Origin of the sequence: Amycolatopsis rhabdoformis (assembly GCF_035918295.1) — a bacterium.
In the GTDB taxonomy this organism is placed as follows: Bacteria; Actinomycetota; Actinomycetes; order Mycobacteriales; family Pseudonocardiaceae; genus Amycolatopsis; species Amycolatopsis rhabdoformis.
The window spans coordinates 896,081-921,828 of sequence record NZ_CP142149.1; the positions used below are offsets into that span (position 1 = coordinate 896,081).

Annotated in this window: 24 protein-coding genes and 1 pseudogene; 3 read left to right on the forward strand and 22 right to left on the reverse strand. The window is 71.1% G+C overall.

All coding sequences use genetic code 11. The features are described 5' to 3' along the window. Positions 1 to 16: 16 nt before the first annotated feature. From trxA to VSH64_RS04200, 8 genes and pseudogenes are all read right to left on the reverse strand, one after another. Positions 17 to 346 (reverse strand): thioredoxin, encoded by a 330-nt coding sequence (trxA, locus tag VSH64_RS04170; RefSeq protein WP_326834113.1) that lies wholly within the window; start codon positions 344 to 346, stop codon positions 17 to 19. A 70-nt stretch (positions 347 to 416) separates the two neighbouring features. Continuing rightward, positions 417 to 1,376: a thioredoxin-disulfide reductase gene (gene trxB / locus VSH64_RS04175; RefSeq protein ID WP_326834114.1), complete on the reverse strand. Its 960-nt coding sequence runs from the start codon at positions 1,374 to 1,376 to the stop codon at positions 417 to 419. A gap of 373 nt (positions 1,377 to 1,749) precedes the next feature. After that, complete coding sequence (locus tag VSH64_RS04180) at positions 1,750 to 3,798, reverse strand: thioredoxin domain-containing protein (RefSeq protein WP_326834115.1); 2,049 nt, start codon at positions 3,796 to 3,798, stop codon at positions 1,750 to 1,752. 46 nt (positions 3,799 to 3,844) lie between these two features. Continuing rightward, on the reverse strand, positions 3,845 to 4,759 hold the full coding sequence (locus VSH64_RS04185) for a LysR family transcriptional regulator (protein ID WP_326834116.1): 915 nt from the start codon (positions 4,757 to 4,759) through the stop codon (positions 3,845 to 3,847). Between the two features lie 56 nt (positions 4,760 to 4,815). After that, on the reverse strand, positions 4,816 to 5,700 hold the full coding sequence (locus VSH64_RS04190) for an ABC transporter substrate-binding protein (RefSeq protein WP_326834117.1): 885 nt from the start codon (positions 5,698 to 5,700) through the stop codon (positions 4,816 to 4,818). 238 nt (positions 5,701 to 5,938) lie between these two features. Then, positions 5,939 to 6,451: a transposase gene (locus VSH64_RS04195; protein WP_326837903.1), complete on the reverse strand. Its 513-nt coding sequence runs from the start codon at positions 6,449 to 6,451 to the stop codon at positions 5,939 to 5,941. 4 nt (positions 6,452 to 6,455) lie between these two features. Further along, positions 6,456 to 6,602 (reverse strand): annotated as a pseudogene (locus VSH64_RS48465) (transposase domain-containing protein); the annotation flags it as partial. 39 nt (positions 6,603 to 6,641) lie between these two features. Further along, complete coding sequence (locus VSH64_RS04200; RefSeq protein ID WP_326834118.1) at positions 6,642 to 7,565, reverse strand: NADP-dependent oxidoreductase; 924 nt, start codon at positions 7,563 to 7,565, stop codon at positions 6,642 to 6,644. Between the two features lie 88 nt (positions 7,566 to 7,653). On the opposite strand from VSH64_RS04200, the gene VSH64_RS04205 reads away from it, so the two are divergent. After that, complete coding sequence (locus VSH64_RS04205; RefSeq protein ID WP_326834119.1) at positions 7,654 to 8,223, forward strand: TetR/AcrR family transcriptional regulator; 570 nt, start codon at positions 7,654 to 7,656, stop codon at positions 8,221 to 8,223. Positions 8,224 to 8,294: 71 nt separating this feature from the next. Here VSH64_RS04205 and VSH64_RS04210 read toward each other — a convergent pair whose 3' ends face one another. After that, a complete protein-coding gene (locus VSH64_RS04210; protein ID WP_326834120.1) occupies positions 8,295 to 9,812 on the reverse strand; it encodes an MDR family MFS transporter in 1,518 nt (505 codons plus the stop codon). Between the two features lie 141 nt (positions 9,813 to 9,953). Here VSH64_RS04210 and VSH64_RS04215 point away from each other — a divergent pair, with 141 nt between their 5' ends. Further along, on the forward strand, positions 9,954 to 11,117 hold the full coding sequence (locus VSH64_RS04215; protein ID WP_326834121.1) for a DUF1015 family protein: 1,164 nt from the start codon (positions 9,954 to 9,956) through the stop codon (positions 11,115 to 11,117). After that, the gene (locus VSH64_RS04220) at positions 11,110 to 11,445 is read left to right on the forward strand and encodes a hypothetical protein (protein ID WP_326834122.1); all 336 of its coding nucleotides are present in this window, start codon (positions 11,110 to 11,112) and stop codon (positions 11,443 to 11,445) included. Before VSH64_RS04215 ends, VSH64_RS04220 begins: the two co-directional genes overlap by 8 nt. Positions 11,446 to 11,482: 37 nt before the next feature. Here VSH64_RS04220 and VSH64_RS04225 read toward each other — a convergent pair whose 3' ends face one another. The 13 genes from VSH64_RS04225 to VSH64_RS04285 all read right to left on the reverse strand — a co-directional run bounded on the left by VSH64_RS04225 (position 11,483) and on the right by VSH64_RS04285 (position 25,709). After that, positions 11,483 to 12,466, reverse strand: coding sequence for an amidohydrolase family protein (locus VSH64_RS04225; protein ID WP_326834123.1), 984 nt, complete (start codon positions 12,464 to 12,466; stop codon positions 11,483 to 11,485). Positions 12,467 to 12,478: 12 nt separating this feature from the next. After that, positions 12,479 to 13,261 (reverse strand): PaaX family transcriptional regulator, encoded by a 783-nt coding sequence (locus tag VSH64_RS04230; protein WP_326834124.1) that lies wholly within the window; start codon positions 13,259 to 13,261, stop codon positions 12,479 to 12,481. 56 nt (positions 13,262 to 13,317) lie between these two features. Beyond that, the gene (locus VSH64_RS04235) at positions 13,318 to 14,670 is read right to left on the reverse strand and encodes an MmgE/PrpD family protein (RefSeq protein ID WP_326834125.1); all 1,353 of its coding nucleotides are present in this window, start codon (positions 14,668 to 14,670) and stop codon (positions 13,318 to 13,320) included. Beyond that, positions 14,654 to 16,408 carry a hydantoinase B/oxoprolinase family protein gene (locus tag VSH64_RS04240; protein ID WP_326834126.1) on the reverse strand — a complete coding sequence of 585 codons (1,755 nt, stop codon included), beginning with the start codon at positions 16,406 to 16,408 and terminating at the stop codon, positions 14,654 to 14,656. Before VSH64_RS04240 ends, VSH64_RS04235 begins: the two co-directional genes overlap by 17 nt. Further along, complete coding sequence (locus VSH64_RS04245; protein WP_326834127.1) at positions 16,405 to 18,468, reverse strand: hydantoinase/oxoprolinase family protein; 2,064 nt, start codon at positions 18,466 to 18,468, stop codon at positions 16,405 to 16,407. The genes VSH64_RS04240 and VSH64_RS04245 overlap by 4 nt, the downstream gene beginning before the upstream one ends. Before the next feature lie 27 nt (positions 18,469 to 18,495). Beyond that, on the reverse strand, positions 18,496 to 19,290 hold the full coding sequence (locus VSH64_RS04250; protein WP_326834128.1) for an ABC transporter permease: 795 nt from the start codon (positions 19,288 to 19,290) through the stop codon (positions 18,496 to 18,498). Positions 19,291 to 19,294: 4 nt separating this feature from the next. Beyond that, the gene (locus tag VSH64_RS04255; RefSeq protein ID WP_326834129.1) at positions 19,295 to 20,122 is read right to left on the reverse strand and encodes an ABC transporter permease; all 828 of its coding nucleotides are present in this window, start codon (positions 20,120 to 20,122) and stop codon (positions 19,295 to 19,297) included. After that, on the reverse strand, positions 20,119 to 20,898 hold the full coding sequence (locus VSH64_RS04260) for an ABC transporter ATP-binding protein (RefSeq protein WP_326834130.1): 780 nt from the start codon (positions 20,896 to 20,898) through the stop codon (positions 20,119 to 20,121). Before VSH64_RS04260 ends, VSH64_RS04255 begins: the two co-directional genes overlap by 4 nt. A 12-nt stretch (positions 20,899 to 20,910) precedes the next feature. Continuing rightward, positions 20,911 to 21,897 carry an ABC transporter substrate-binding protein gene (locus VSH64_RS04265; RefSeq protein ID WP_326834131.1) on the reverse strand — a complete coding sequence of 329 codons (987 nt, stop codon included), beginning with the start codon at positions 21,895 to 21,897 and terminating at the stop codon, positions 20,911 to 20,913. Positions 21,898 to 22,169: 272 nt separating this feature from the next. Continuing rightward, positions 22,170 to 22,667, reverse strand: coding sequence for a LeuD/DmdB family oxidoreductase small subunit (locus tag VSH64_RS04270; RefSeq protein ID WP_326834132.1), 498 nt, complete (start codon positions 22,665 to 22,667; stop codon positions 22,170 to 22,172). Next, a complete protein-coding gene (locus tag VSH64_RS04275) occupies positions 22,664 to 23,926 on the reverse strand; it encodes a 3-isopropylmalate dehydratase large subunit (protein WP_326834133.1) in 1,263 nt (420 codons plus the stop codon). The genes VSH64_RS04270 and VSH64_RS04275 overlap by 4 nt, the downstream gene beginning before the upstream one ends. Continuing rightward, on the reverse strand, positions 23,923 to 25,203 hold the full coding sequence (locus VSH64_RS04280) for an aconitase/3-isopropylmalate dehydratase large subunit family protein (protein WP_326834134.1): 1,281 nt from the start codon (positions 25,201 to 25,203) through the stop codon (positions 23,923 to 23,925). The genes VSH64_RS04275 and VSH64_RS04280 overlap by 4 nt, the downstream gene beginning before the upstream one ends. After that, entirely contained in the window at positions 25,200 to 25,709 is a 510-nt protein-coding gene (locus tag VSH64_RS04285) for a LeuD/DmdB family oxidoreductase small subunit (protein ID WP_326834135.1), read from the reverse strand. The genes VSH64_RS04280 and VSH64_RS04285 overlap by 4 nt, the downstream gene beginning before the upstream one ends. Positions 25,710 to 25,748: the final 39 nt, after the last annotated feature.

Genomic DNA, 25,748 nt, shown 5'->3' on the forward strand with positions numbered 1-25,748 from the left:
CCCGGCGTCGTCCGGTTCAGGCCAGGTACTCGGCCAGGTCGCTCAGGAGCTCGGCCTTCGACCGGGCGCCGACGATCCGCGTGAGCGGTTTCCCGTCCCGGAACACGATCATCGTCGGGATCGACTGGATCCCGTAGTTCACGGCGACCGCGGGATTCGCGTCGACGTCGAGCTTCGCCACCACGAGCGAGCCGGCGTGCTCACCGGCGATCTCCTCCAGGACCGGGGCGACCGCGGTGCACGGGCCGCACCAGGTCGCCCAGAAGTCGACCAGCACAGGGGTTTCGCTCGTGAGCACGTCGGCCTCGAACGAGGTCTCGGTGACGGCGACAGTGTTGCTGCCCATCGGTTTCTCCTTTTCCGTGACGGATGAATGGGTGACTCGGGTGGTTGGGTGACTCGGGTGGTTGGGTGACTCAGTGCCCGGCCGCGGCCGTCGGGGCCGGCTCGGCTCCCGCGTGCTCGGCCAGCCAGCGTTCGGCGTCGATCGCGGCCGCACAGCCGGAACCGGCCGCGGTGATGGCCTGGCGGTAACCGCGGTCGACGAGGTCGCCGCAGGCGAAGACACCGGGAAGCGCCGTGCGGGTGCTCGGTGCGTCCACGGTGAGGTAGCCGTCGGCGTCGGTCTCCAGCGCGTCGCGCACGAGCGCGCTGCGCGGGTCGTGTCCGATCGCGACGAACACCCCGCTCACGGCCAGCACAGATTGCGCGCCGGTGCCGGTGTCGCGCAACCGCAAGCCGGCCACCGCCGGGTCACCGACGACCGCCATGGTCTCCACGCCGGTGCGCCACCGGATCTTCGGGTCCCGGCGCGCGCGGTCGAGCATGATCTTCGACGCCCGGAACTCGGAGCGCCGGTGGACGACGGTGACCGACCGCGCGAACCGCGTGAGGAACGTCGCCTCCTCCATGGCCGAGTCACCCCCGCCGACGACCGCGATGTCCTGGTCACGGAAGAAAAATCCGTCGCACGTCGCGCAGGTGCTCACACCGCGGCCGAGCAGCTCCTGCTCACCGGGAACCTCGAGCAGGCGCGCCGCGGCACCCATCGCGAGCACGACCGCGCGGGCGTGGTGCGTCTCGCCGGCCACGCGCACCTGTTTGACGGGACCGGTCAGCTCCACGGACTCGACCTCCTCGGCCCGCAGATCCGCGCCGAAACGCCTGGCCTGGGCGCGCATCCGCTCCATGAGCTCGGGTCCCAGGACCCCGTCGGCGAAACCGGGGTAGTTCTCCACCTCGGTGGTGGTCGTCAACGCACCACCGGCCTGCCGGCCTTCGAACACCAGCGGCGCCAGCTGGGCTCGCGCCGCGTAGACCGCGGCCGTGCAGCCGGCCGGCCCGGATCCGATGATGATCAGCTCGTGGACGGTCACGTCGGCCTTCTTTCCTCGCCGGAATCCGGCAGATCGCGGGGCAGGGGACAGGGGCAGGGGAGTGGCAGAGGGTGGGTCAGGGGGAAGGGGCGAGAGAGCTGTGGCGGTCAAGCGCGGAGTTGTGGGTGAGTGCGGTGGTGGTTGTCATCAGCCGGCGCAGATGGGGTTGCGGCGCATGCCGGCGGTGGCTGGAGCTGGTGGTGAGTGCGATGGCGGTCGTCATCGGCCGCGTGCAGCTCGGGTCGCGGCACGTTCAGGCAGCGGCCGGAGCTGTTTGGTGAGTGCAGCGGCGGTGGTCGCCGGCCGCGGGCAGTTCGGATTGAGGCAGATGCGGGCGGTGGCTGGAGTTGTGGGGTCAATGCGGTGGTGGTGGTCATCGGTTTGGCGCAGTTCGGGTCGCGGCACCTGCAGGCAGCGGTCGGAGCTGTTCGGCGAGCGCAGCGGCGGTGGTCACCGGCCGCGCGCAACTCAAGTCGCGGCATACGTAGGCCGCTGGCGCGCCGTCGAGTTCGGTGCGGCCGGTCAGCAGTGGGACCCGGTCGCCGCGGGTGGGTTCGGTGGTTACCGTGACCGTGCCGGGGCGCGGGTGCGCGACGACGGCGCGGGTGAGTGCGTCGCGCGCCGGACCGGGGCGGCCGACGACTACCACTTCCTGTCGGCCGGCCGCGAGTGCTTCGAGTTGGCGCAGCAGCCAGCCGTGGGCCAGTGGCGCGGTCGCGGCCGCGGTCTGCAGCGTCGCGAGGGCGTCCTCCGCGCGGCGCTGCCACGTGTCCTCGCCGGTCAGCCCGGCCAGCACCAGGCAGACCTCCACGAACACCGCCGCTCCGGACGGGAGCGCGGCGTCGCCGGCTTCGGTGTGGCGGGTGAGCAGGGTTTCGCCGTCGCGGGCGGTCTGGGTCCAGCCGCCGGCTTCGTCGTGGAAGCGGTCGTGGGTGCGGGTCGCGAGGTCGAGGCCGCGGTCGAACCACGCCGGGTCGCCGGTGGCGCCGAAGAGTTCGAGGCACGCCAGCGCGAACGCGGCGTGGTCGAGCAGGAAACCGTCCACAGTGGCGCGGCCGGCTTTCCGCGCGTGTGCCAAACCGGTGCCGACCCGTAGGTGCTCGTGCAGGAACGTGGCCGCGGTGGCCGCCGCCCGGAGCCACTCCGGCTCGTCGAGCAGCAGTCCGGCCCGCACGAGTCCGCGCACGGCCAGCGCGTTCCAGTCGGTGAGCACCCGGTCCTCGGTGCGCGGCGGCACGCGCCGGACCCGCACTTCCGCCAGGTGCGGCCGGATCCGGGCCCATTCGGTGGCGGCGTCCTCGGTCCAGTTCCCGGGATCGAACCGGTGCAGCACGTTGGTTCCGTCCCAGTTCCCGGCAGGTGTGGCGCCCAGCCGCGCGGCCCAAAGCCCACTGTCCACATCGGACTCCTCGAGTGCGACGACGAGCTCATCGTGGGACCACGTGTGGAATCCGCCCTCCACGCCCGCCGCCTCGGCGTCGGTGGCCGACGCGAAGGCGCCGTGCTCGGTGCGCAGGTCGGTGAGCAGCAGGTGCGCGGTCGAGCGGGCGACGGCCGCGAGCGCCGGGTCGCCGGTGAGCGCGGCCGCGGTGGCGTACGCGGGCAGCAGCAGGGCGTTGTCGTAGAGCATCTTTTCGAAGTGGGGCACCCGCCATTCGCGGTCGAGGGCGTAGCGGAAGAAGCCGCCGCCGACGTGGTCGTGGATGCCGCCGCGAGCCATCGCGGTGAGTGCCGCGACGCTCGTTTCGAGGGCTTCCGCGTCGCCGGTGCGGGCGTGCCGGTGCAGCAGCCATTCGATCGCCATCGCGTGCGGGAACTTCGGTGTGGTCCCGAATCCGCCGTGCTCGCGATCGCGCGCCCGCAGCGCGAGCCGGGCGGCGTCGTCGGCGAAAGCCGGATCGGCCGCGCCGGTACCGCCGACGTCGGCTCGGGCGAGCGTCTCGGCCAGCCGGCCGACGGAGGCGGCGACCTGCGTTCGTTTGTGTTGCCAGGCTTCCGAAGCCGCCACGAGCACCCGCGTGAACGCCGGCCGGCCCGCGCTCGGCCGGGCGGGCCAGTACGACCCGGCGTAGAACGGTTCGCCGTCCGGGGTGAGGAACACCGACATCGGCCAGCCGCCGCGGTGCGTCATCGCCTGGACGGCGCGTTGGTAGTGGGCGTTGACGTCGGGGCGTTCCTCGCTGTCGACCTTCACCGCGACGAACCGCTCGTTGAGGATCGCCGCGGTCTGCTCGTCGGCGAAGGACTCGCGGGCCATCACGTGGCACCAGTGGCAGGTGCTGTACCCGACGGACAGGAACACCGGGACGTCGCGGCGGCGCGCTTCGTCGAACGGCTCGCGGCCCCACGGGTACCAGTCGACGGGGTTGTCCGCGTGGGCGCGCAGGTAGGCGGAAGTGGCTTCGGCGAGCCGGTTGGTCATGCGGGGTGCTCCTCACGTCGTCTCCGCGACGGCGCGAGGCGCGTCGTCAGTTTTGGGCAGAGCAGTGTCGGGTCAAGCCACGCAGCCAGCCGGCGAACGCGTCGGCGCTGCTCGACAGCGCCTCGCCGGGCCGCCGGACCAGGCCGGCTTCGACCTTGATCGGCGGACCGCCCACGGCCAGCGGCCGCAGCGAGCCGCGGTCGGCGTCGCGGCCGTACTCCGGGATGAACATCGCGATCACGCCGAGCCCGGCCTCCGCGGCGAACACCCGCGGCTGCAGGCCTTCGATCTCGAGCACGGAGTGGTCGCTGTCGAGGCCGAACTCCCGAAGCAGCTGGTTGTAGTAGCTCGACTCGACCCCGCTCTGCGGCGCGGTGATCAGGCCGGCCTCGGCGATCTGGTCCACGCCGACCTCGGCCAGCGCCGACAGCGGGTGGTCCGCCGCGGCCATGAACGTGAGCTCGGCGGTGTGCAGAAGCTCGAACTGGGCGTCGGTGGGCAGGTGCCAGCGGAGCACGTACGCGAGGTCGATTTCGCGATCGAGCACCGCCTGGGCCTCGCGGCGGCTGTGCCCGAACCGCAGCGACAACCGGGTCCGCTCGTGCTTGCGGCAGAACGGGGCGATCGCGCGCTGCAGGAAATAGCCCTGCTCGAACGCCATGCTCGCGCCCAGCCGCACGCGGCCCCGGCGGCCGTGGGCGAGGTCGTCGAGCGACTCGCCGAGGCGCTCCTGCTCGCGCAGCATCACCTTGGCCACCCGGTACACCTCACGGCCGGCCGCCGTGAGGTGCACCGCGCGCTGCTCGTAGTGCAGCAGCCGGGTGTCCAGGGTGCGTTCGAGCTCGCTCACGTGGTGCGACACCGTGGGCTGCGCCAGGTTGAGGGGCCGCGCGGCGGCCGAGTAGCCGTTGCGGTCCACCACGGTCACGAACACGAGCAGGCGGAACAGGTCGAGGGCCACTGGCCGACCTCCTTCGTCGATCCGGCTGCCGGAGGGCCTGGCCGTCGACCGCCCGGTCAGGCCAGCACGGCCTTCTCGAAGTCGGCCGCGCCGTCACCCAGCTCCAGCAGGTTCCAGCTTTCCATCCAGCGCTGGGTGACCTCGAACATTTCCTTCGTATAGGGCTCGAACACGATCCGCTCACCGGGGCCGAAACGGCGCACGTCCACCAGCTCGGCGACGTCCTCGGGCATCTCCTTGAGCCAGTACTTCTTGTACCGCTCCTGCTCGAGGTCGATGTCGCGCTGCGCCTTCTCCAACGCCCGGAAGTAGCGCTTGGCGTCCTCGATGTCGGCGGTCTCGGGGATGAGGAACCCCATCACGAAGGTGGTGTCCACGAGCTTGCGGTAGCCGAGCTGCTCGAGGATGTAGTACTGCGCGCCGAACACCGTCACGGCCGGGACCTCGCGCCGCATCAGCAGGCGCACGCGGTCATACGGCAGGCCGGAGAACGACAGCGAGATGTCGTCGCGCGCCAGGAACGGCTCCAGTCCCTGCACGGTCGCGTAGTGGCTGCCCGAGTGGTAGCTGACGCCGACCGGGACCCCGGCCAGGTCCTCGGGCTTGGTGTACGCCGAGTCCGGCGCGACGAAGATGCCCGACGGGGACACCGAGTAGGCGCTGCCCCACATCTGCCCGGCCCCGCCGGCCGCCGCGACGTTCACGGCCCAGTGGCAGGCCGCCGACACGTCGCACGTGCGGCCCTGCTGCATGTCCTCGAACGCGCCGCTGCGCAGCTCCGGCGCGACGCTGTCGGCCGACTGAACCGCGGTGGTCGTGCGCGACGACCCCGCGAACCCCTCGACGAACTCGTACTCGAGTCCTTCCTCGGCGAAGTACCCGTGCTCCTCCGCGACCCACTCCTGCAGTCGCGTGTGGGGCTGGATGAGAAACGTCGACATGTCATCCTCCTCGATGGCGTCGGGGTGTTGCGGACGACGTTAGGTGCGCTCGAGAGGCCGGGCTACGGGCTGCGATCTATGGAGGCATTCGACTCTTCGATGGAGCCCTGGAACCAATGCCGGGTAGATGGGCGGCTGGCGGAAGGGGTGCGGGCGCGCAGGACACGGCCGCCCGGGATGGTGGACTTGATCTCCAGGTAGGCGGTCTCGATCTCCCACCGCCGGTGATTCAGCGTGATCAGTTCGGCGGCGGATGGGTCTTGTGGTCGGTCAGGGTAGAAACGAGCCGGTAGAAGCCGGTGCGGCGGCCTGCGGCCGTGGTGATGGTGATCTCGCAATCGATGACACGCACGGGGACGGCACCGATCGCCGACAGGTAGGAGCCGTCACCACAGCGGCTCAGCACGGGCAGTCGGCGGCCTTTCTTCACTCGGACCAGCACCTGCGCGCCGGTCTTGGCCATGGCGTTCACCAGTGTCCGGGCGGCGAAGTTCCGGTCCGGCAACACGATCATGTCCTCGTGCAGACTGCGGAGCAGACGCGGCGCGTACGTCGTCTCGCCGTCCGTGGTCGGTCCGAACACCGCCTCGATGACCGTGCGAGTGCCGCAGGACACCAGTACCAGCAGCCGCAACGCCGGATATCCCGAACCACCGTTGTTGCAGCGGTGCTTGGTGAACTCGGCCAGGTTCGCCCGGCTGTCGGCCGCCGCCGTGGTCGTGCCGTCGATCGCGCAGACCAGCCCGCAGATCCCGCACCCGTTCCTGCACTTTGCCCGTCTGCGTCAACGCCTCGTCGACCATCTCGAAGGGGACAAGGCGCGTCAGCTCGCCCAGATGGCCGGGCGCGAAAGCCCCCGCAGCAACGACAACCTGACGAGAGACAACAGACTGGGCACCCAACGGAGCTCCCGCCGGACAGTGATCTTGGTCGACACGGTTCTAGCCGATCTGCAGGACGAGCTTGCCGCGGGCCTGTCCCGACTGGCTCAGCTCCGCGGCCGTGCGCCAGTCCTCCAGCGGGAACGCGCGGGCCACTGGTACCGAGAAGCGACCCGCAGATGCCAGCTGCGCGTATGCGCCGAGCACGTCGTTGCGCACGGTGCCCTCGCCGCCGGGCCCGCTGAAACGCACGCCCAGTTCAGCGGCTGCGGCGAAGTCGCTGAGGGTCAGAACGTGTTCGGACGCCCTGACGGTACGCACGAGGCCCGGCAACGCATTGCTGACCGGTGCCGCGTCGAGGGCGAGGTCGACCGGTCCGCCCGCGAGTTCCCCCACTCGCTCGGCCATCCCGTCGCCGTAACCGGTGACTGCGGCGCCGACGGCGCGCAGGGCCTTGGCGTACGTCTCGCCGGCGGTGGCGATGACCCGTGCCCCGCGCTGAACTGCGATCTGCACTGCGGCGTACCCGACGGTGGAGCCGGCGCCGTGTACCAGCACGGTGGTGCCGGCGCGGACGCCGAGGGCGTCCACACCTCGGTAGGCCGTCTCGACCGCCAGCGGCAACGCGGCGGCGTCGACCGGGTCGAGCCCCGGCGGGCGCGGGAACCAGAGGTCGAGGAGCGCCTGCTCGGACGCGCCGGCGGTCGGTCCTGTGAAGGGCGCCGGGCCGAACACCGGGTCACCGATCTCGACGCCAGTCACCCCGTCACCGGCCGCGTCGACCGTGCCGGACACTTCAAGTCCTATACCGCGTGGCAGGTCGCCAGTGAAGAGTCCGCCGCACAGCGCCCAGTCCGCCGGGTTCAGCCCGCACACCTGCACAGCGACGCGAATCTGCCCGGGTCCGGGGGTAGGAGGCTCGGCGTCCTCGAGCCGCAGAACGTCGAGCGGTGCTCCGTGCTCGTGGAAGCGAAGGGTGCGCATGAAGTCTCCTCAAGGTAATGACAGCAGATGCTGTCGTCATCCACGCTAGCAGAGTGACGACAGCATCTGCAGTCGTTATGCTCGCAGGATGGCACGGTGGGAAGGCAACGCTCGCGGTCGGCTCGAACGAGCCGCGCTGGACCTGTTCACCGAGCAGGGTTACGACCGCACGACGGTCGCGCAGATCGCGCAGCGCGCGAACCTCACCGAGCGGTCGTTCTACCGATGGTTCGCCGACAAACGTGAGGTGCTGTTCGGCGGCGGCGAGGACCTCGAAGAGCAGCTCGTCTCCGCGATCGAAGCCGCTCCCGCCGACACCGGTGCGCTCCCGACGCTGCTGGCCGCGTTCGCCACCGCGCCGAAGGTGTTCCGTCCGCGCGAGTTCCTGCGGGAGCGGTCGGCGGTCATCGAGGCCAATCCGCCACTGAAGGAACGCGAACTGGTCAAGTTGGCGTCGCTGTCCGAGGCCCTCGCCGCCGCTCTGGTGCACCGCGGCTGCAACCCGCAGACTGCACGCCTGGTCACCGACGTCGGCATCGCCGTGCTCCGGCTGACCGCCGAACGGTGCATGGCCGACGAGCAAGCCGACTTCACCCAGGTCCTCTCGACCAGCGCGGCGGACCTGGTCGCCGTCGCCACGGACGGCATCCCTGCCTAGCTGGTAGGAGCTCCGTTCCTGTTCGGGCGAATTGACACACGCGGCCGACACCTGACTGCACAGGATTGGCCCTAGAACTGCAGCTGCTCCGTCTTGCGCGGCATCAGCGCCAGCGCCACGACGGCGAGCACCGCGACCGCGGCGATCGCGATGAACACGTTGTGCGTGGCGCCGGTGAGGGACTGGCGGACGTATTCGGCGGCGGCCGAGTGGTCGTTCTGGCCGAGCACGAGGCTGGTCGCGTCGGCGCTGTCGGGCAGGTGGCCCGCGACCGAGGCGGGCGGGTGCGCGAAGCGGTCGGCCAGGGTCGAGTTGGCGATGGCGCCGAACACCGCGGCGCCGACCGCGCTGCCCATCGAGCGGCCGAACATGTTCGTGGCCGTGACCACGCCGCGGCGGTCCCAGCCGACGCTCGACTGCACCGCCACGATCGTGGGGCTCGAGGCCAGGCCGAGGCCCACCCCGACCACGAACGCGGCGCCCGCCACGCCCCAGAGCGACGTGCCCTCGCCGAGCAGGGTGGTGAGCAGGCCGCCGACCACGATCAGGGCGGCGCCGATGAACGCCGTGTCGCGGAACCCGATCCGCATGTAGAGCCGGCCCGACTGCGACGCGGCGATCGGCCAGCCGACGGTGAGCGCGGCCAGGGCGATGCCGGCCGTGAGCGCGTCCTTGCCGAGCACGCCCTGGGCGTAGGTCGGCAGGAACGAGCTGAGCCCCATCAGGGTCGCGCCGACCACGAGGGCCACCAGCGTGCCGCCGATGAGCGTGCGCCGCGTGAACACCCACAGCGGCAGCACGGGCTCGGCCGCCTTGCGCTCGACCAGCACGAACGCGACCAGCGCCGCCACGGACCCGGCGAAGATGAGCACGCTCGGCACCGACCCCCAGCCCCACGCGACGCCGCCTTCCAGCAGCGCGAGGATCAGCAGCGTGCAGCCGGTGATGAGCAGGCCGGCGCCGGAGTAGTCGATGCGGTGGCGGGTGCGTTCGACCTGCTCGTTGAACTTGCGGTAGAGCATCCAGGCCGCGATGGCGCCCAGCGGCAGGTTCACGAAGAAGATCCAGCGCCAGCTCAGGAACTCGGAGAACACGCCGCCGAGCGCCGGCCCGAGCACCGACGCGACGGCCCACACGCCGGCCACGTAACCCTGCACGCGGGCGCGCTCCTCGACGGTGTACAGGTCGCCGACCATCGTCATGCTGATCGGCTGCACCGCCCCGGCGCCGACGCCCTGCAGGGCGCGCGCCGCGATGAGCACCGGCATGCTCCAGGCCGCGCCGCACAGGACCGAGCCCAGCAGGAACGTCGCGATCCCGAAGAACATCACCGGGCGGCGGCCGAGGACGTCGGCGAACTTGCCGTAGAGCGGCACGGTGACCGCCTGGGTGAGCAGGTAGACCGAGAACAGCCACGGGAACTGCGAGAACCCGCCCAGGTCGCCGACCACCGAGGGCACGGCCGTGGCGATGATCGTGCTGTCGAGCGCGACGAGCCCGGTGCTCAGCATCACGGCCGCGAGCACCGGCCCCCGCTCGGAGCGCAGGCCGACGGCCGTTTTCGCGGTCTTCGCGACGGGGGTGGTCATCGCCTTGCTGCTCCTCGGGGGTGTGTGGGGGTTGCTCTTGGGGGTGCTCTGGCGTTGCTCGGGACAACTGTTTCGCAACTGCAAGCATTCCACGAACGAGTGACCGGCGAACAGGCTTCACCCGACCGCCATGATGAGGGGATGGACACGTGGGTGCGGCCGATCCGCCGCGGGTGGGTGGTGCGCGGCGAGGTGCCGGGCCCGGACGTCGACGAGTTCGCCGAGCCCGACGCCGTGATCACGGCCCTCGCCTCGCCCGGCGCGGCGGGCGACACGCTGCTCGCCGTGCAGCACCCGGCCCGCACCCCGGCCGCCCTCGCGCGCGGCCTCGACCTGGCCGCCGCGCTGCCCTCGGCGCGCGCCGCGCTGGCCCGCATCCGGGCCCGCCACTACCGCTCGGTGGCCGGCTTCGTGGCGCCCTACCGCATCTCCGGGCCGGACGGGGTCGCCGTCGGCGTGCTCTGCCTGGTCGACGTCCGCGAACTCACCGCCGGCGGCTCCCACGTGCGGCACACGGAGGACGTCTACCCGCACGTGGTGGCCGAGCGCGCCGCCGTGCTGGCGGGGTTGGGCACGGCGACGAGCGCTGCGCTGCTGGTGCCGTCGTCGGGCGGCGCTTTGCTGACCGCCGCGGTGGAAGCGGCGTGCGCGGGGCTGGGGCTGCCGGACGTGTCCACTGTGGATCTGGCGGGCCGGCGCCACGAGCTGTGGGTGGTCCCCTCGGGCACCCTGCAGGAACGGCTGGTGGCGGCCGCGTCGGCCGCCGATCTCCTGGTCGCGGACGGCAACCACCGGGTGGCGGCGGCCGCGCAGACCGGGTCACTGCTGGCGCTGGTGACGGGTGGGCCGTCGCTGCGCATCGGCGCGATCCACCGGGTGCTCACGGGCACCGGGCTGACTTCTTCCGACTTGGCCTCGGCCTGGCGCTCGGCGGGGCTCGAGGTGGGTGTGACGACCGACGGCACACCCCCTTCGCGGCCCGGCTCGGTCGTGGTGCTGGCGCGCCCGTCGATGCTGCGCGTGGTGCTGCCGCCGGCCGACGAGCTGACGATCGACCACGCGGTGGTGGAGGAGCTCCTGTTCTCCTCGGCGCTCGGTCTGGACCTGGACGGCCCGCACGTGCATCCCCTGCCGGCGGGCCGCCCGGCGCCTTCTGACGCCGACGCCGTCGTGCAACTGGCGCCGGTCGAGTATTCGACGGTGCTGAAGGTCCACGCGGCGGGTCTGCGGATGCCGCGGAAGGCGACGTATTTCACGCCCAAGCCGCGGGGTGGATTGGTATTGGCGGAGATTCAGGATGTCTGAGGTGTCGCGGTGGTACGCGGTGCGGTGTGTCTTCCGGTGGCAGCAGTGGGAGGGCTCGCCGTTCGAGGAACGCATCACGCTGTGGCAGGCCCCGAGCTCGGAGGCGGCCATCGAGGCGGCTGAGCGGGAGGCCGGCCAGTATGCGGCGGAGCATTCGGTGACGTATCTGGGGTTCGCGCAGTCTTATGCCTTGGACGAGTCCGTGGTGCTCGGATCGGGGGCCGAGGTGTTCTCGTTGTTGCGGGACAGTCCGCTGGCGCCGGAGGAGTATTTGACGAGGTTCTTCAACACGGGTGGGGAACATCAGGGAGTGGTGGATTCGGAGTGACGTCACCGGTCGTCACTTCCTCAGGCTCCTGTTTCCCTCAGTCCAGCCGGAAAACCGACTCCGCGTTCGTCGAGTAGATCTTCGTCCGCACCTCCTCCGACAAGGCCGACTCGTCCAGCACCGACACCGCCGCCGAGGGGCTCCAGCACGGGTGGTCCGTGCCGTACAGGATCTGGTCGGCGCCGTAGTACTCCAAAGCCGTGCGGATGGTCAACGACTGCGGCGCGACCGTGTCCACGAAAATCCGCCGGAGGTAGTGCGACGGAAGCGACGGCAGCCCCTCGATGCGAGCGTTCTTGTCGATGCGCCCGGCCTGGTACGGGAGGAGGCCGCCGGCGTGGGTCTGGACCACGCGCAGGGACGGGTGGCGTTCCAGGATGCCGCTGAAGATGAGGCGCAGCACGGTCACGCTGGAGTCCAGCAGGCGGCCCAGGGAGCGCTGGATGCCGTCGGCGTAGCCGGTGAGGACCTCGTTGAAGGCGAGGTCCGTCGGGTGCACGATGAGGGGCACGCCGAGCTCGGCGACGCGGGCGTAGAAGGGCTCCAGGCGAGCCGCGTCCACCGTTTCCGAGCCGATCATCGACGGCAGGTTCACGCCGCGCAGATCCAGAGAGCCGACCGCGTGGTCGAGCACCTTCAGCGCGGTCTCCGTGTCCTGCAGAGGAACCGCCGCCGTGCCGAAAAACCGGCCGGGGTGGCGCCGCTGGGCAGCCGCGATCTCCTCGTTGTACGCATACGCCTCGTCCAGAGCCTCGGCGGCAGGCATCTGGTCCAGCATCCCCGCCAGCACGCCAGTGGTGCAGACCACTGTGGTCGAGTCACCCGTGGCCGCCGCGGCGGTGGCCAGGCCGTGGTCCAGGTCGAACCACACCGCCGGCAGCGGGATGAAGCCGCGGCCTTCGTTGTACAGGTAGCGGTACCCGTCGCCGACGCGCTCGGTGCGGGGATGGGAAGCCCGCGCGGCCATCGTCTCGAAGTGGGAGCGCGGGAACCAGTGGAAGTGGGTGTCGACGACGCGCATCGAAAATTCTCCTCAGCTCATCCGGTGTTCGGCGAGGATGCCGGCGAAGAGGCGGTCGGCATCGGGGGAAAAGCGTTCGTGCAGGGTGGTGAACAGTTCGTGGCAGCGGGCGGCCGGCCAGTCGGGCGGCAGGTGTTCGGCGGGTAGCCGCGGGGTTTCGCGCAGCAGCTGCCGGAACGCCGACGCGAGCACCAGGTCGCGGCCGAGGTCGTCGAGGGCCTCGGGCACGGGGTCGGGCACGTCCCACGCGCGCAGGAAGCGGTGGTAGCGCGCGGCGAGCTCGTCGAGGTGCCAGGTGCGGGAGATCATCCCCTGCACGTCGTCGAACTTCGGGTACGCCGTGAACACCTCCACGTGCCGGTCGACGCCCGCGCCGGGCAGCTGCGCGAGGATCGCCGTCACGTCGCGCTCGCCCGGCGCGAGCCACACGCCGTCGCGCAGCAGGCCGAAGCTCTCCCAGGCCAGGCTGCGCCGCAGGAGGTGGCGTTCCTTGCGGTGCGTCTCGGGCAGGGAGAAGCACAGGATCGTCCACGCGCCGGGCGGCTGCGGTTCCTCCGCCGTGTCGTGGAACGTGCGCTGCTGCTGCACGCGCACCACGCGCAGCCCCACCTCCGACGCGCGGAAGTACGCCGCCCGGCCCTGCCTCGACCGCTCGAGCAGCCCGCGCTCGGTCATGCGCGACACGGTGAGCCGCGCGGCGTGCGCGGACACCCCGATGCGCGCGAGCACGTCGATGTACCCCAGCGTGGAGATCTCGGGGTTCTCGTCGAGGCAGTAGCGGCCGATCATCGTCATCAGCACGGTCTGCGGGGTCGGCGCCCGGCTGAGGTCGGGCTCCGGTTGCTCGGTGCTCAGGACGAACCCCCTGTTCTCACGCCCGCGGCGGCGTTCTCCGGTGATCGTCCGAAGGTACCCCCGAGCAGCGGCAGCACGTGCTCGCGCAACACCGGCACGGGATCCGCGCCCAGCAACGACTCCGCGACCCGCCGCGCCCGCGCCCGGCCGAGCTCCCGCTCGGCGAGCGTGGTGAACTTGCCGACGATCTCGTTGTCCGGCAACGGGTTGCCCGGGTCGCCCCGCGCGTCGAGCCGGTCGGCCGAAACCACGCCCGACGTGGTGGTGATCTCCACCCGCGCGCCCCACTTCGCGGGGTACGCGGCCGTGAGGTCGTCGGCCGGCCCGACCTCCACGACCCGCGCCAGCTCCAGCACGGCTTCGTCGTGCAGCGCGCCGTCCTCGAAGTCCCACGGCGTGCAGTGCCCGCGCAGCGCCGAAACCGCCAGCACGAACTGGGCGCTGCCGAGCGCGCTCAGCGCCGAGCCGAACGGCGGCGGCCGGTCGACGATCCCGGCCAGCTGCGCCGGCAGCAGACACCGGAGCCGCCGCACCTCGCCCCGCCGCCAGCCGCCCGAACGCAGCGCCAGCACGGCGTCGATCGCGCCCTGCAGGTGCTTCGCGCCCGCGTGCGGCTTCAGGCTGGTCTCGGGCAGGAGGTACCCCGAGGGCAGCGCCGTGTCCGAGCGCCGCAGCGGCGAGCGCGGGTCGTCGAGGATGTCGAGCGGGCCCGTCCACCCCGAGTCGGCCGCGAGGAACGCCGTGACCGCGCGTTCGGCCGCGAACCCGGACAGCAGGTACTTCCCGTCGGCCCGGTCCGTCGCCCCGGCGATCGAGCCGCCCGCGTGCTGCGCGGCCAGCGCGATCGCCGACGCGGTGACGCCCGGCGAACGCCCCCGCAGCACCGAAGCCGCGGCCGCGCCGCCGAGCGGGGCCAGCAGCGCGGTCGGCCACCAGCCCTGGCGGATCAGCCCTTCGCCGCCGATCACGGCCGCCGCCGCGAGCGCCACCTCGTAGCCCGCCAGGTACGCGCGTTCGTACTGGTCGGCCGACGCGTCCTCCGGCAGCACCGCGAGCGTCGCCGGCAGCACCACACAACCCGGGCACAGCACCGAACCGCGGTGGATGTCGCCGGCTTCCCAGCCGTGGGCGTACACCCCGGCGAGGAACGCGGTGCGCCGCGCGGCGCCGTCGTCGGCCGACAGCGTGCGCGCGAGGCCCGGCAGCGAGCCGGCCAGCGTGGTGTGGCCGGCGATCAGCGCGCCGACGGCGTCGGTCAGGTGGGCCCGCACGGCGGCCCGGACCGCGGGCGGCACCGGCCGCGAAGCGACCGAGTGCGCCCGCGCGGCGAGGTCACCGACGAGCGACATCTGCCTGCGTGGCCCGGAGCCGGCCGGTCGCCGGCTCGTCCACCCGCCCGTCGGCCGTGAGCACGACGCCGTACAGCTCACGCGCGGCGTCGGCCGTCACGAAGCCGTCGCGCACGTCCTCGGCGACGTCGTCGGCCGGCCGCTCCACCGGCACACCCCAGCCCCCGCCGCCCGCGGTGCGGAAGGTGACCTTCGAGCCGGCCTGCAACGCGAGGCCCGTGTGCTTCTTCACGTGCTCGGGCTGCCCGCCGGGCTGCGTCACGATCGTGTCGTTCACCGCGCCCGCCTGGCCGCCGCGCAGGCCCCACGGCGGACAGGTCGTGCGCTCGTTGGCGATGTTGGTGAACATCGCCTGCTGCGGCTCCACGTCGATCTCCAGCCCGAGGCCACCGCGGTGGCGGCCCGCGCCGCCGCTGTCGGCGCGCAGCTCGTGGCGCGTGAACACCAAGGGGTAGCGCGCTTCCTGGATCTCGATCGGGATGTTGCGCACGTCGCCCTGGCACACCGACACGCACGCGCTCGGCCCGTCGCCGACCGGCCGCCCGCCCCAGCCGCCGCCGTTGATGTTCAGGCACACGAACCGGGAACCGGTCTTCTCGTCGATGCCGTGGAAGGTGAACCCGGACATGTCACCCTTGTGCGCGGCCGGCACCTGGTCGGGCAACGCGTCGGCCAGCGCCCGGATGATCGTGTCCACGACCGTGGGCAGCGAAATGCTCCACTGCCCCAGTGCGGCCGGCGACTTCGCGTTGAGCAGCTTGCCTTCCGGCAGGATCACGTGCAGGTTGCGGAAGGATCCCTCGTCGACCGGGTGCGTCGGCAGCGTGAGCATCTTGAACGCCACCCGCGCGGCCGCCACGCCACCCGACTTGCCGGAGTTGAGCGGGCCCTTCACCTGCTCGTTGATGTCGGAGAAGTCGATCGTGAGCTCTTCGCCCTTCACGATCACCTTGAGGTCGAGCGTGATGCGCTTGTCGAGGTCCTGGCCGTCGTTGTCCATCCACGCCGAGGCCGTGTACTCGCCGTCGGCCATCTGCGCGACCGCGTGGCGCGAGAGGCGTTCGGACTGGTCGCGCATCTCGGTGATGCACGCCATCACGGTGTCGAGGCCGTAGCGCTCGGCCAGCTCGGCGATGCGGCGCTCGCCGAGGCGGCAGGCCGCGATCGCCGCGCGCAGGTCACCCAGCGACGATTCGGGGATGCGGATGTTGTCCTTGAGGATCTGCATCACGTCGGCGTCCCACTCGCCGGCCTTCATCACCTTGATCGAGCGCAGCTGCAGGCCCTCGGAGTAGATGTCGGTGGTGGCGGTGGAACCGAAGCCGATGCGCGAGCCGCCGATGTCGACCCAGTGCGCGCGCACCGCGGGGAACGCCACCACCTTGCCGTCGACGAAAATCGGCGTGTACACCACCACGTTGTTGAGGTGCTGGCCCGCGACGTACGGGTAGTTCATCACCAGCGCGTCGCCGGGCTCGAAGCCTTCGAGGCCGTGGCGCTCGATGCCGTCGGCCACGGACACGCCGAGGTCGGCGAGGAAGATCGGCAGGCCGCCGAGGTTCTGGGCGATCAGCTCGCCCTCGGTGTCCACCAGGCCCACGCAGTAATCCTGCACCTCGAAGATCATCGGGTTGTAGGCGGCGCGGCGCAGCGCGGTGGCCATCTCGTCGGAGTACGCCACGAGGGCGCAGCGCACCACTTCGAGCGTGACGGGGTCGATGCCGGTCGGGCGGGTCATGCGGGGCTCCCCACGGAGACGACGAGTGACAGGTCGGCCGCGACGGTGAGCACGTCGCCGGCGTAGAACACGACCGAGGACGTGGCTTCCTGCACCACGGCCGGACCGGTGATCCGGTGGCCGGGCCGCAGGGCCTCGCGGTCGTAAACGGGACAGGACACGGGTTCCGGGCCGCCGCCGTGCAGCACCACGGGCCGGTGCTCCACCGGCTCCGGGTCCCCGGCCGCTCCCTCGGCCTCGGCCGCCGCGGCCACGGTCGTTTCCAGCGGCAGCGAGATCACCGTGCGCACGCCGACGGCTTCCACCGTCTCGTCGGCCGCGTGGTGGCCGTAGAGCCGGTCGTGCATCTCGTCGTAGAGCGCGCGCACGGCCGCGTGGTTCGCGGTGGACAGCCCCTCTTCGGGCACCGGCACCGGAATCGTGAACTCCTGGCCGAGGTAACGCAGCTCGAGGAAGTGCTGCAGCACGGGCGCGGTCGCCGGTTCGCCGACGTCGGCGCGCAGCCGGGCCCACGCCTCGGCACCGAGCGCCTTGAGCGTGATCGCGTACTGCTCCACTGTGGACGGTTCGAAGCGCGCCAGGTGGGTGCGCGTGAGGTCGTGGCGCACCTCGGAGTAGAGCATGCCCTTGGCCGAGAACTGACCGGGCAGCACCGGCACCACCACCGTGCCGATGGTGAGCTCCCGCGCGATCGACACCGCGTGCAGCGGCCCGGCACCACCGGTCGCCACGAGCGCGAACGTGCGCGGGTCCTCGCCCTTCTCGACCGAGACGGCGCGCACGGCCAGCGACATCTGCGCGTCGGCGATCGTCACGATCCCGCGCGCGGCGGCCAGCAGGTCGAGGCCCAGCGGCTCGGCGACGTGGGTCATGATCGCGGCTTCCGCGGCCGCGCGGTCCAGCGGCATCTCGCCGCCGAGGAACCGGCTCGCGCCCAGACGCCCGAGCACGAGGTTCGCGTCGGTCACGGTCGGGCGGTCGCCGCCGCGGCCGTAACACGCGGGGCCGGGCGCCGCACCGGCGCTCACGGGGCCGACCTTCAGCGCACCCGCCGGGTCGACCCACGCGATGCTGCCGCCGCCGGACCCCACCTCGACGATGTTCACCACGGGCAGCGCCATCGGGTGCCCGGTCGCGTACCCGCCGATGAAGTAGCCCGGGCTGATGTCGACCTGGCCGTCCTTCACCAGGCTGGTCTTGGCCGTGGTGCCGCCCATGTCGAACGAGATCAGCCGCGGCAGGTCGAGGCCCGCGGCCAGCGCCGACGCCCCGATCACCCCGGCGACCGGCCCCGACTCCATCATGCGCACCGGGCTCTGCCGCGCGGTCTCCACCGACATGATGCCGCCGTTGGACTGCATGATCAGCAGCCGGCCGCGGAAGCCGCGCGCCTCCAATCGCGTGGTGAGCGAGTCGAGGTAACGCGACACGACGGGGCCGACGTAGGAGTTGAGTACCGCGGTCGAGGTGCGCTCGTACTCGCGGTACTCGCGCATGATCTGGTGCGAGAGCGTCACGTACGCCTCGGGCCACAGCTCGGTGAACAGCCGGCCGAGTTCGAGTTCGTGCTCCGGGTTGGCGTACGCGTGCAGCAGGCACACCGCCACGGACTGCACTCCGGAGGACTTCAGCTCGGTGATCAGCTCGCGCGCGGCGGCGACGTCCAGCGGCGTGCGCACGCTGCCGTCCACGAGCACGCGCTCGCGCACCTCACGCCGCAGCCGGCGCGGCACCAGCGGGTCGGGCTTGCCGAAGAACAGGTTGTACGGCTCGGAGCGGTTGCCGCGCCCGATCTCGTAGACGTCGCGGAAGCCCTCCGTGGTGATCAGCGCGGTGGCCGCGCCGGCGCGCTGCAGCACGGTGTTGATCGCGATGGTGGAGCCGTGCAGGAACAGTTCGGTGTCGGGCAGGTGCGCGCCCAGCTTGTCGAGCCCGTCGAGCACGCCTTCCGCGTGGTCGTGCGGGGTGGTCAGGGTCTTCGCGGTGCTGAAGACGCCGCGGGCGTCCACGGCGGTCAGGTCGGTGAACGTCCCGCCGATGTCGGCGGCGATCTGCTTCACGGGGTACCTCTTCCTCGCGGAGTGGGGTCAGGGGAGTTCGGTGCGCCAGGAGTCGGCGAGGGATTCGAGCTTGCGGGCGCCCACGTTGAGCAGGACCCCGGCCACGATCACCACGAACACCGATGCGAGCACCTCGGTCGTGCCGAGGTGGCCGGCGAAGAAGCTGATGTTGTAGCCGATGCCGCCGTCGCCCGCGAAGAACTCGCCCACGACCACGCCGACCAGCCCGCGGCCCACGCCCAGGCGCAGGCCGGCCATCACCGTGGGCACGGAGGCGGGCAGGATCACCTTGCGCAGCAACGCGGTCTCGCCGGCGCCGAACGACACGGCGGTGCGGATCAGCTTCGGGTCGACGTTGCGCACACCTTGCGCGGAGTTCACGATCACCGGGATCACGGACATGAGGAACGTGATCGCCACGACCGTCGGGCTGCCGAGGCCGAACATGAGCACCAGCAACGGGAACAGCGCGATGATCGGCGCCGAGTAGAGCAGCCACACGTACGGCTCGACCACGTAGTCGACGTAGCGGTAGCGGCCCATCAGCAGGCCCACCGCCACCCCGACGATCGCGGCCATGCCGAAGCCGATCACCAGCTCCAGCGCGCTCGTGCCGACGCTGCTCAGCAGCAGGCCCGAGGCGATCTGGTTGCCGAGCGAGCCGGCGATGAGCACGGGGGAGGACGTGAGGAACGGGTTCACGAGGCCGGCCCACGCGGCGATCTGCCACAGGATCGCGACCAGCACGAGGAACCCGCCGCCGAGCAGCAGGGGCATGGCTTTTTCGGGCACCCGGCGGGTTTTCACTGCGGTGGTGGTCATCGGGTCACCTCTCCCACGACGTGGCGGCCGCGCCGAGCATCCGCAGCAGCGCGGTCACGACGTAGCCGAAAATGCCGACCACGAGGGTCAGGAACAGCAGCGGGGCGACGTCGAAGTTCTGGCCGTAGGTGGAGATCAGCTGCCCCACGCCGTCGGTGCCGCCGTAGAGCTCGGCCACGATCACCGCGATCACACCGCGCCCGGCGCCCAGGCGCAGGCCGGCCATGATCGTCGGCAGCGCGCTGGGAAAGAGGATCTTGCCGAACATCGCGCCACCGCCGGCGCAGAACGCGCGAGCGGCCTGCACGAGCTTCGGGTCCGTCTCGCGGATGCCGGCCATCGCGTTCACCGCGATCGTGATCACGGCCTCGATGAAGACCATCGCGATCTTCGAGGCCTCGCCGATGCCCAGCGCCAGCACCACGAGCGGCAGCAGCGCGAGCGAAGGCGTGACGTACAGCGCGATCAGCGCCGGTTCCAGCGTCTGACGGATCCGCAACTTCCAGCCCATCAGCATGCCCACCGGCACCCCGACCACCACGGCCAGCGCGAACCCGGCGAAGAACTCGACGAGCGTGGTCTGCGCGTTTTCCCACAGCTCACCGGAACTCAGCAGATCACCACCGGCTCGCACGATCGCGATCGGAGTGCTGGTGAACTGCACGTCGACCACGCCGAGCTGGCCGCACAGCTGCCACAGCGCGAGCACCACGACCAGGCTGCCGAGCACGAACCGCGCACGCACCGGCGGCAGCCAGCGCAGGCCGACCGCGCGGCTCGGCGGCGCGGCGGCCACCGGGCGCGGCGGCCGCGTGCGCAAGCCCTGCGTCATGACGGCACCGCCGCCCCGGCCTGCGCGCCGAAGAGCAGCTCGGCCAGGTGCGTGCGGTACTTGCCGAACGCCTCGCTGGCCCGCACGGCGGCGTCGCGCGGGCGCGGCAGGTCGATCTCGATCACCTCGACCACGTGGCTCGGGCTGCCGCCCATCACGAGCACACGGTCGGCGAGGAACACGGCCTCGTCGATGCCGTGGGTCACGAACAGCACCGTTTTCCGGTCCAGGTCCCAGATCCGCAGCAGCTCGGTGGCCATCAGCTCCCGCGTCTGCGCGTCGAGCGCGCCGAACGGCTCGTCCATCAACAGCACTTCCGGGTCGGTGGCCAGCGCGCGGGCGATGCCCACGCGCTGGCGCATCCCGCCCGAAAGCTGGTGCGGGTGGGCGTCTTCACGCCCGGCCAGGCCCACCAGCTCGATGAAGTGCCGCGCCCGATCCAGCCGGGTCGTTTTGTCGACGCCCTGCATCTCGAGTCCGAACGCGACGTTCGCGAGGATCGTGCGCCACGGCATCAGCGACGCGTCCTGGAACACCACCCCGCGGTCGGGGCCGGGTTTGCTCACGACCTGGTCACCGATGCGGATCTCGCCGGCGGAGGGGCGCAGCAGGCCGTCGGCGGCCAGCAGCACGCTGCTCTTGCCGCAGCCGCTGGCGCCCACGATCGTCACGAACTCGCCGTCGCGCACGTGGGCGTCGAAGCCGTTCACGGCGACGAACGGCTCGCCCTTGCCGGTGTAGGAGATCTGCAGGCCGTCGAAGGTGATGTCTGCCATCTTCTCCTCCGTTCAGCTGGTCTTGGGCAGGAAGCGGGGGTCGAGCCACTGCGAGTCGGGCAGTCGTTTCGCGAACACCTTGCCCTGCAGGCCCATCTGCCAGAAGTCGTCCATCGCCTTGGCCGAGGGCATGCGGCCGTCGGGGTAGAGCTGGCCGATCCACTCGGCCATGCTCGCCTTCGCGTCGTCCACGCTGATCTTGAGCGCCTTCGCGATCGACTTGGCCGCGGCGTCGGGCTGGTCCTTGGTCATCTGCATGGCCTGCGACAGCGTGTCCACGAACTTCTTGGCGCGGTCGGGGTTGTCGTCGACGAATCCCGGCTTGCTCCACGTGACGTGCATCGGGTAGCTGTCCACGAGGTCCTTGAGGTCCAGGATCTTGTTGTAGCCGGCCTTCTGCGCGTAGACGGTCTGCGGCTCGGTGAAGATGTTGGCCTGCAGCTGGCCCGCCTTCATGGCCGCGAAGCGCGCCGCCGAGGCGCCGCCCTGCACGACCTTGATGTCCTTGTTGGGATCGAGCCCCGCCTTCGCCGCGGCGAAGCGCGTGAGCAGGTCGGTGGACGAGCCGATGGTGGTCACGCCCCAGTTCTTTCCCTTGCCCTGGGCCACGGTGTGGATGTCGGGCACGGCGTACCAGGCGAAGGCGGTCATGTCGAAGCCGCCGTAGATGACCTTCACGTCCTGGCCGGCTTCCTCGGCCGTGAGCGGCCCGGTGAGCGAGCCGACGGCAACGTCGACGTCACCGGAGAGCACGGCTTTCGCCAGCTCGGCGTCGCCCTTGAAGGTGACCGCCTTGACGGTGAGGCCGTGCTGCTTCCAGAGGTTCTCGTCGTTGGCCAGGTAGACCGACGCGAGGGTGGTGGCCTGCACCGGCAGGCCGAGGGTGATCGTGTCGCCGCCGCCCGAGGCGGCACCACCCGAGCCGCACGCGGTGGCGACGAGGGCGAGAGCGAGGGCCGGTAACGCGAGCCGCGTCCGGCGGAGGGATTTCCATGGCACGGGGGAGACCTCGATTGTGTCCAGAGGGGAGACCGGGACGCGGGGGAGCTTTGCCGCCTCGGTCTGGAATCGGGCGAGGTGTCGACCATGAGAAGCATCGGGAGGTGCACCTCTTTGTGCTCCGGTCAGTGTGACTCTCGATCTCGACGCGCGTCAAGAAGCTGAGAAACAACGATTTCGCCGCGGTCGGGTGGCCCGCCGGAGGGCATGACGAAACCCCCGGCGGACCTCAAGTCCTTGTCCGCCAGGGGGTTCCGTCAGTCGCGTCCGTCCTAGCGGAACACCTCCGGCCGGTTCTTCGCGAGGTTGATCAGCCCGCCGGCGTCGAGCATGTCGACGAGGAACGGGTCGGCCGCGGCGCCGCGGATCGTGGCCTGCGTGGTGAGGTTGGTGAACTCGCCGGTGGTGAGGTCCACGCGCACGCGGTCGCCGTCGGACGCGAAGTCGGGGTTGAGCCCGACTTCGAGCGCCGGCAGGCCCACCTCGAAGCAGTTGCGGTAGAAGGTGCGGGCGAACGTTTCCGCCACCACGCACCCGATCCCGGTGGCCTGCAACGCCTTCGTGGCGATCGCGCGACCCGAGGACTGCCCGAAGTGCTTGCCGGCGAACACGATGTCACCGGGCTGCACCTTCTTCGGGAACTCCGGGTTGAGGTCTTCGAGCACGTGCTGAACCAGCACTTCCATCGGCTCGAACACGTACTGGGTCTTCACGAGCCGGTCGGTCGGGATGTTGTCCCCGAACCGCCAGCAGCGGCCCTCGAACTTCACGCTGTGCCTCCCAGATCGGCGGTCCCGGCGATGACCCCCGCGGCGGCCGACGCGGCGACGGTCTCCGACGACGCCAGGTACATCGAGGCGTCGGGGCTGCCGTTGCGGCCGGGGAAGTTGCGGGCGTGGGTGGAGATCATCGCCTCGTCGGACGCCATCGCGCCCATGTTGTAGGCCTGGTTCGAGCCGGTGCTCGGCGGGAACCAGGTGGCGCCGGCCTCGTGCAGCGCGAGCACGAGCCCTTCGCGCGCCGCCTCGGCGAACACCTCGCGCGAGGAGGGCACGAGGTGGAACCGCGTGTCCGGGTGCACCTTGCGCCCGGACAGCACCTTCGCCGCCGCCCGGAAGTCCTCGAGCCGGCCGCCGCCGTGGCCGCCGAGCTCCGCGTACTGCACCGGCGTGCCGGCGACCTCGCTCACCGGCTTCACGTTGCCGACGGTCGGCGGGCAGGCGACTGTCGGCTCGACCTCGCCGACGTCGAAGCGCAGCACCTGCGCGGCTTCTTCACCGTCACCGTGCACGAGCAGGCCGGCGTCGCCTCCGGGCAGCGTGCGCACGAAGGCCTCCGTGACCTCGTCCGGCTCGACGAAGCTGCACTTCGCGCCGAGGTCCACGCACAGCAGCGGGAACAGCCAACGGTCCCAGAAGGACAGTGCACGCACGTACGGGCCGCCGAACTCCACGGCCCGGTAGTTCAGCTCGCCCTCGCCGATGCGGCCGACCAGCCACAGCGCGATGTCGCGCGGGGTCACGCCGGGTTTGGGCGTGCCGTCGAGGTGCACGCGCGTGGTCTCCGGCACCTTGAACCACGCTTTGCCGTACGGCAGCACGGTTCCGGCGTGCGAGTCGTTGCCGAGCGCCACCGCGAGCGCGCCCATGGTGCCGTGCACCGGCGTGTGGCTGTCGGACCCGACCACGATCATGCCCGGCTTGATGTGGCCGTTGCGGACCACGGCGTGGTGCAGGTTGCCGTTGCCGCAGTCGTAGAGCTTGAGGCCGTGTTTGCGGGCCCAGCGCCGGTTGTGCTGCAGTACGTCCGCCTGCTGCTCGGTCGGCGGCGCGAAGTGGTGGTCGAACACCATCACGGCCCGCTCGGGGTCCGGGATGGGCACGTTCACGCGCTTCTCGTACACCTGCGAGGTGAGGTAGCCCGACAGGTCGTGCATGATCAGGCGGTCCACCTTGGCCACCACGATCTCGCCGGGTGCCACGGTGTCGCGGCCGCTCGCGCGGGCCAGGATCTTCTCGACGAGGTTCACGCGACCACCGCCGTCGCCACGATCTCCCGCGGGTCGGTGATCACGCCGCGGATGGCCGAGGCCGCCGCGGTCGCCGGGCTCGACAGGAAGATCTTCGACTCGTAGCTGCCCATGCGGCCCTGGAAGTTGCGGTTCGCGGTCGAGAGCGTGGTTTCGCCGTCGGCCATCGCGCCGCCGCTGCCCGCGCACGCGCCGCAGCCCGGGTTGGTGATCATCGCGCCGGCCTGGATGAGCTTCGTGAGCACGCCGCTGTCCGAAGCCTGCGCCATGATCTTCGCCGACGCCGGCGTGACGATGAGCCGCAGGCCCGGCGCCACGCGGTGGCCGTCGAGCACGTCGGCCGCGATCACCAGGTCGTCGTACTTGGCGTTGGCGCACGAGCCGATGAACACCTGGTCGAGCTTCGTGCCGGCGACGTCGCCGACGCCCACCACGTTGTCCACGGTGTGCGGCACGGCGATCTGCGGCGCGAGCGTGGGCCCGTCGAACCGCACGGTGGTGCGGTAGGTCGCGCCCTCGTCCGGCAGCAGGATGTCGAGCTCGTCGCGCGGCACGCCGGCCTGGTCGAGGTAGGCGAGCGTGGTGTCGTCCGGGGCCACGAAGGCGTTCTTCGCGCCCATTTCCATGGCCAGGTTGCAGAACGTCATGCGCTCCGACACCGACATGCCCTCCACGTAGGAGCCGGAGAACTCCACCGACTCGTACGTGAGGCCGTCGGCACCGAGGTCGCCGATGAGCTTGAGCATGATGTCCTTGGCGTACACGCCCGGCGCGAGGTCGCCGTCGATCACGATCCGCACCGACTCGGGCACCTTGACCCACAGCTTCCCGGTCACCCACGCGGCGGTGATCTCGCTGAAGCCCACCCCGGTGCCGAACGCGCCGAGCGCGCCGTAGATCGTGGAGTGCGAGTCGGTGCCGATGATGAACTGGCCGGGCCGCACCAGGCCGTGCTCCATGAGCACGATGTGCGCGATGCCGCTGTTGACGTCGAAGAAGTTCTTCACGCCCATCTTCTTCGCGAACTCGCGGCACAGCGCGTGGTCCGCGGCGGTCTTCGCGTTCATCGCGGGGGACAGGTGGTCCATCACCATGGCCACGCGGTCGACGTCGTAGAGCTCCTCGACGCCCATCTTCTCGAGCGTGCGGATGCAGCGCCAGCTGGCGGTGTGGCTCATGTACAAATCCGGGAACGCGTCCACGATCTGGCCGGGTTCGAGGTCGGCGACCCCGGACGCGCGCTCGATCGCCTTCTGCGCAAAGGTCTTGGCGGTCACTGCTTTCCTCCCGCGAAGCTCGCCATCAGGTGCGGGATGAGGCCGCCGTCGGCCATGATCTCCCGCAGCACCTGCGGGTACGGGCTGAACGGGAACGTCTGCCCGCCCACCTCGACCGTGCCCGCGTCGTAGTCGACCCACATCTCGCCGCCGTCTTCGGCCGCCTCGGCCGCGGCGGGCGACTCGACCGCGACGAGCCCGGTGTTGATGGCGTTGCGGAAGAAGACGCGGGAGAACGAGGCCGCGACCACGGCCTTGATCCCGGCGCCGATCAGGCACGTGGCGGCCTGCTCCCGCGCGCTGCCGCAGCCGAAGTTGCGGCCGGCGACCACGACGTCGCTCGCTTTGAGCCGGGCCTGGGTTTCCGGGCCCAGCGGCTCGAAAGCGTGCTCGGCGAGCTCCGCCGGGTCGATGCTCACGAGGTAGCGGCCGGGGATGATCACGTCGGTGTTCACGTTCTCGCCGAAGGTGATGACCTTGCCCCCGACGCGGTGTTCGTTACCCATGCAATTTCTCCGCTCGTGGTTCCGGTGGTGGACCGACCC

What these genes read in the sequence shown, in the direction of transcription:
- trxA (WP_326834113.1), bottom strand. Translation starts at nt 346, where the DNA reads ATGGGCAGCAACACTGTCGCCGTCACCGAGACCTCGTTCGAGGCCGAC.
- VSH64_RS04180 (WP_326834115.1), bottom strand. Translation starts at nt 3,798, where the DNA reads ATGACCAACCGGCTCGCCGAAGCCACTTCCGCCTACCTGCGCGCCCAC.
- VSH64_RS04190 (WP_326834117.1), bottom strand. Translation starts at nt 5,700, where the DNA reads ATGTCGACGTTTCTCATCCAGCCCCACACGCGACTGCAGGAGTGGGTC.
- VSH64_RS04200 (WP_326834118.1), bottom strand. Translation starts at nt 7,565, where the DNA reads ATGCGCACCCTTCGCTTCCACGAGCACGGAGCACCGCTCGACGTTCTG.
- VSH64_RS04205 (WP_326834119.1), top strand. Translation starts at nt 7,654, where the DNA reads ATGGCACGGTGGGAAGGCAACGCTCGCGGTCGGCTCGAACGAGCCGCG.
- VSH64_RS04210 (WP_326834120.1), bottom strand. Translation starts at nt 9,812, where the DNA reads ATGACCACCCCCGTCGCGAAGACCGCGAAAACGGCCGTCGGCCTGCGC.
- VSH64_RS04215 (WP_326834121.1), top strand. Translation starts at nt 9,954, where the DNA reads ATGGACACGTGGGTGCGGCCGATCCGCCGCGGGTGGGTGGTGCGCGGC.
- VSH64_RS04220 (WP_326834122.1), top strand. Translation starts at nt 11,110, where the DNA reads ATGTCTGAGGTGTCGCGGTGGTACGCGGTGCGGTGTGTCTTCCGGTGG.
- VSH64_RS04225 (WP_326834123.1), bottom strand. Translation starts at nt 12,466, where the DNA reads ATGCGCGTCGTCGACACCCACTTCCACTGGTTCCCGCGCTCCCACTTC.
- VSH64_RS04230 (WP_326834124.1), bottom strand. Translation starts at nt 13,261, where the DNA reads ATGACGATGATCGGCCGCTACTGCCTCGACGAGAACCCCGAGATCTCC.
- VSH64_RS04235 (WP_326834125.1), bottom strand. Translation starts at nt 14,670, where the DNA reads ATGTCGCTCGTCGGTGACCTCGCCGCGCGGGCGCACTCGGTCGCTTCG.
- VSH64_RS04240 (WP_326834126.1), bottom strand. Translation starts at nt 16,408, where the DNA reads ATGACCCGCCCGACCGGCATCGACCCCGTCACGCTCGAAGTGGTGCGC.
- VSH64_RS04250 (WP_326834128.1), bottom strand. Translation starts at nt 19,290, where the DNA reads ATGACCACCACCGCAGTGAAAACCCGCCGGGTGCCCGAAAAAGCCATG.
- VSH64_RS04255 (WP_326834129.1), bottom strand. Translation starts at nt 20,122, where the DNA reads ATGACGCAGGGCTTGCGCACGCGGCCGCCGCGCCCGGTGGCCGCCGCG.
- VSH64_RS04260 (WP_326834130.1), bottom strand. Translation starts at nt 20,898, where the DNA reads ATGGCAGACATCACCTTCGACGGCCTGCAGATCTCCTACACCGGCAAG.
- VSH64_RS04285 (WP_326834135.1), bottom strand. Translation starts at nt 25,709, where the DNA reads ATGGGTAACGAACACCGCGTCGGGGGCAAGGTCATCACCTTCGGCGAG.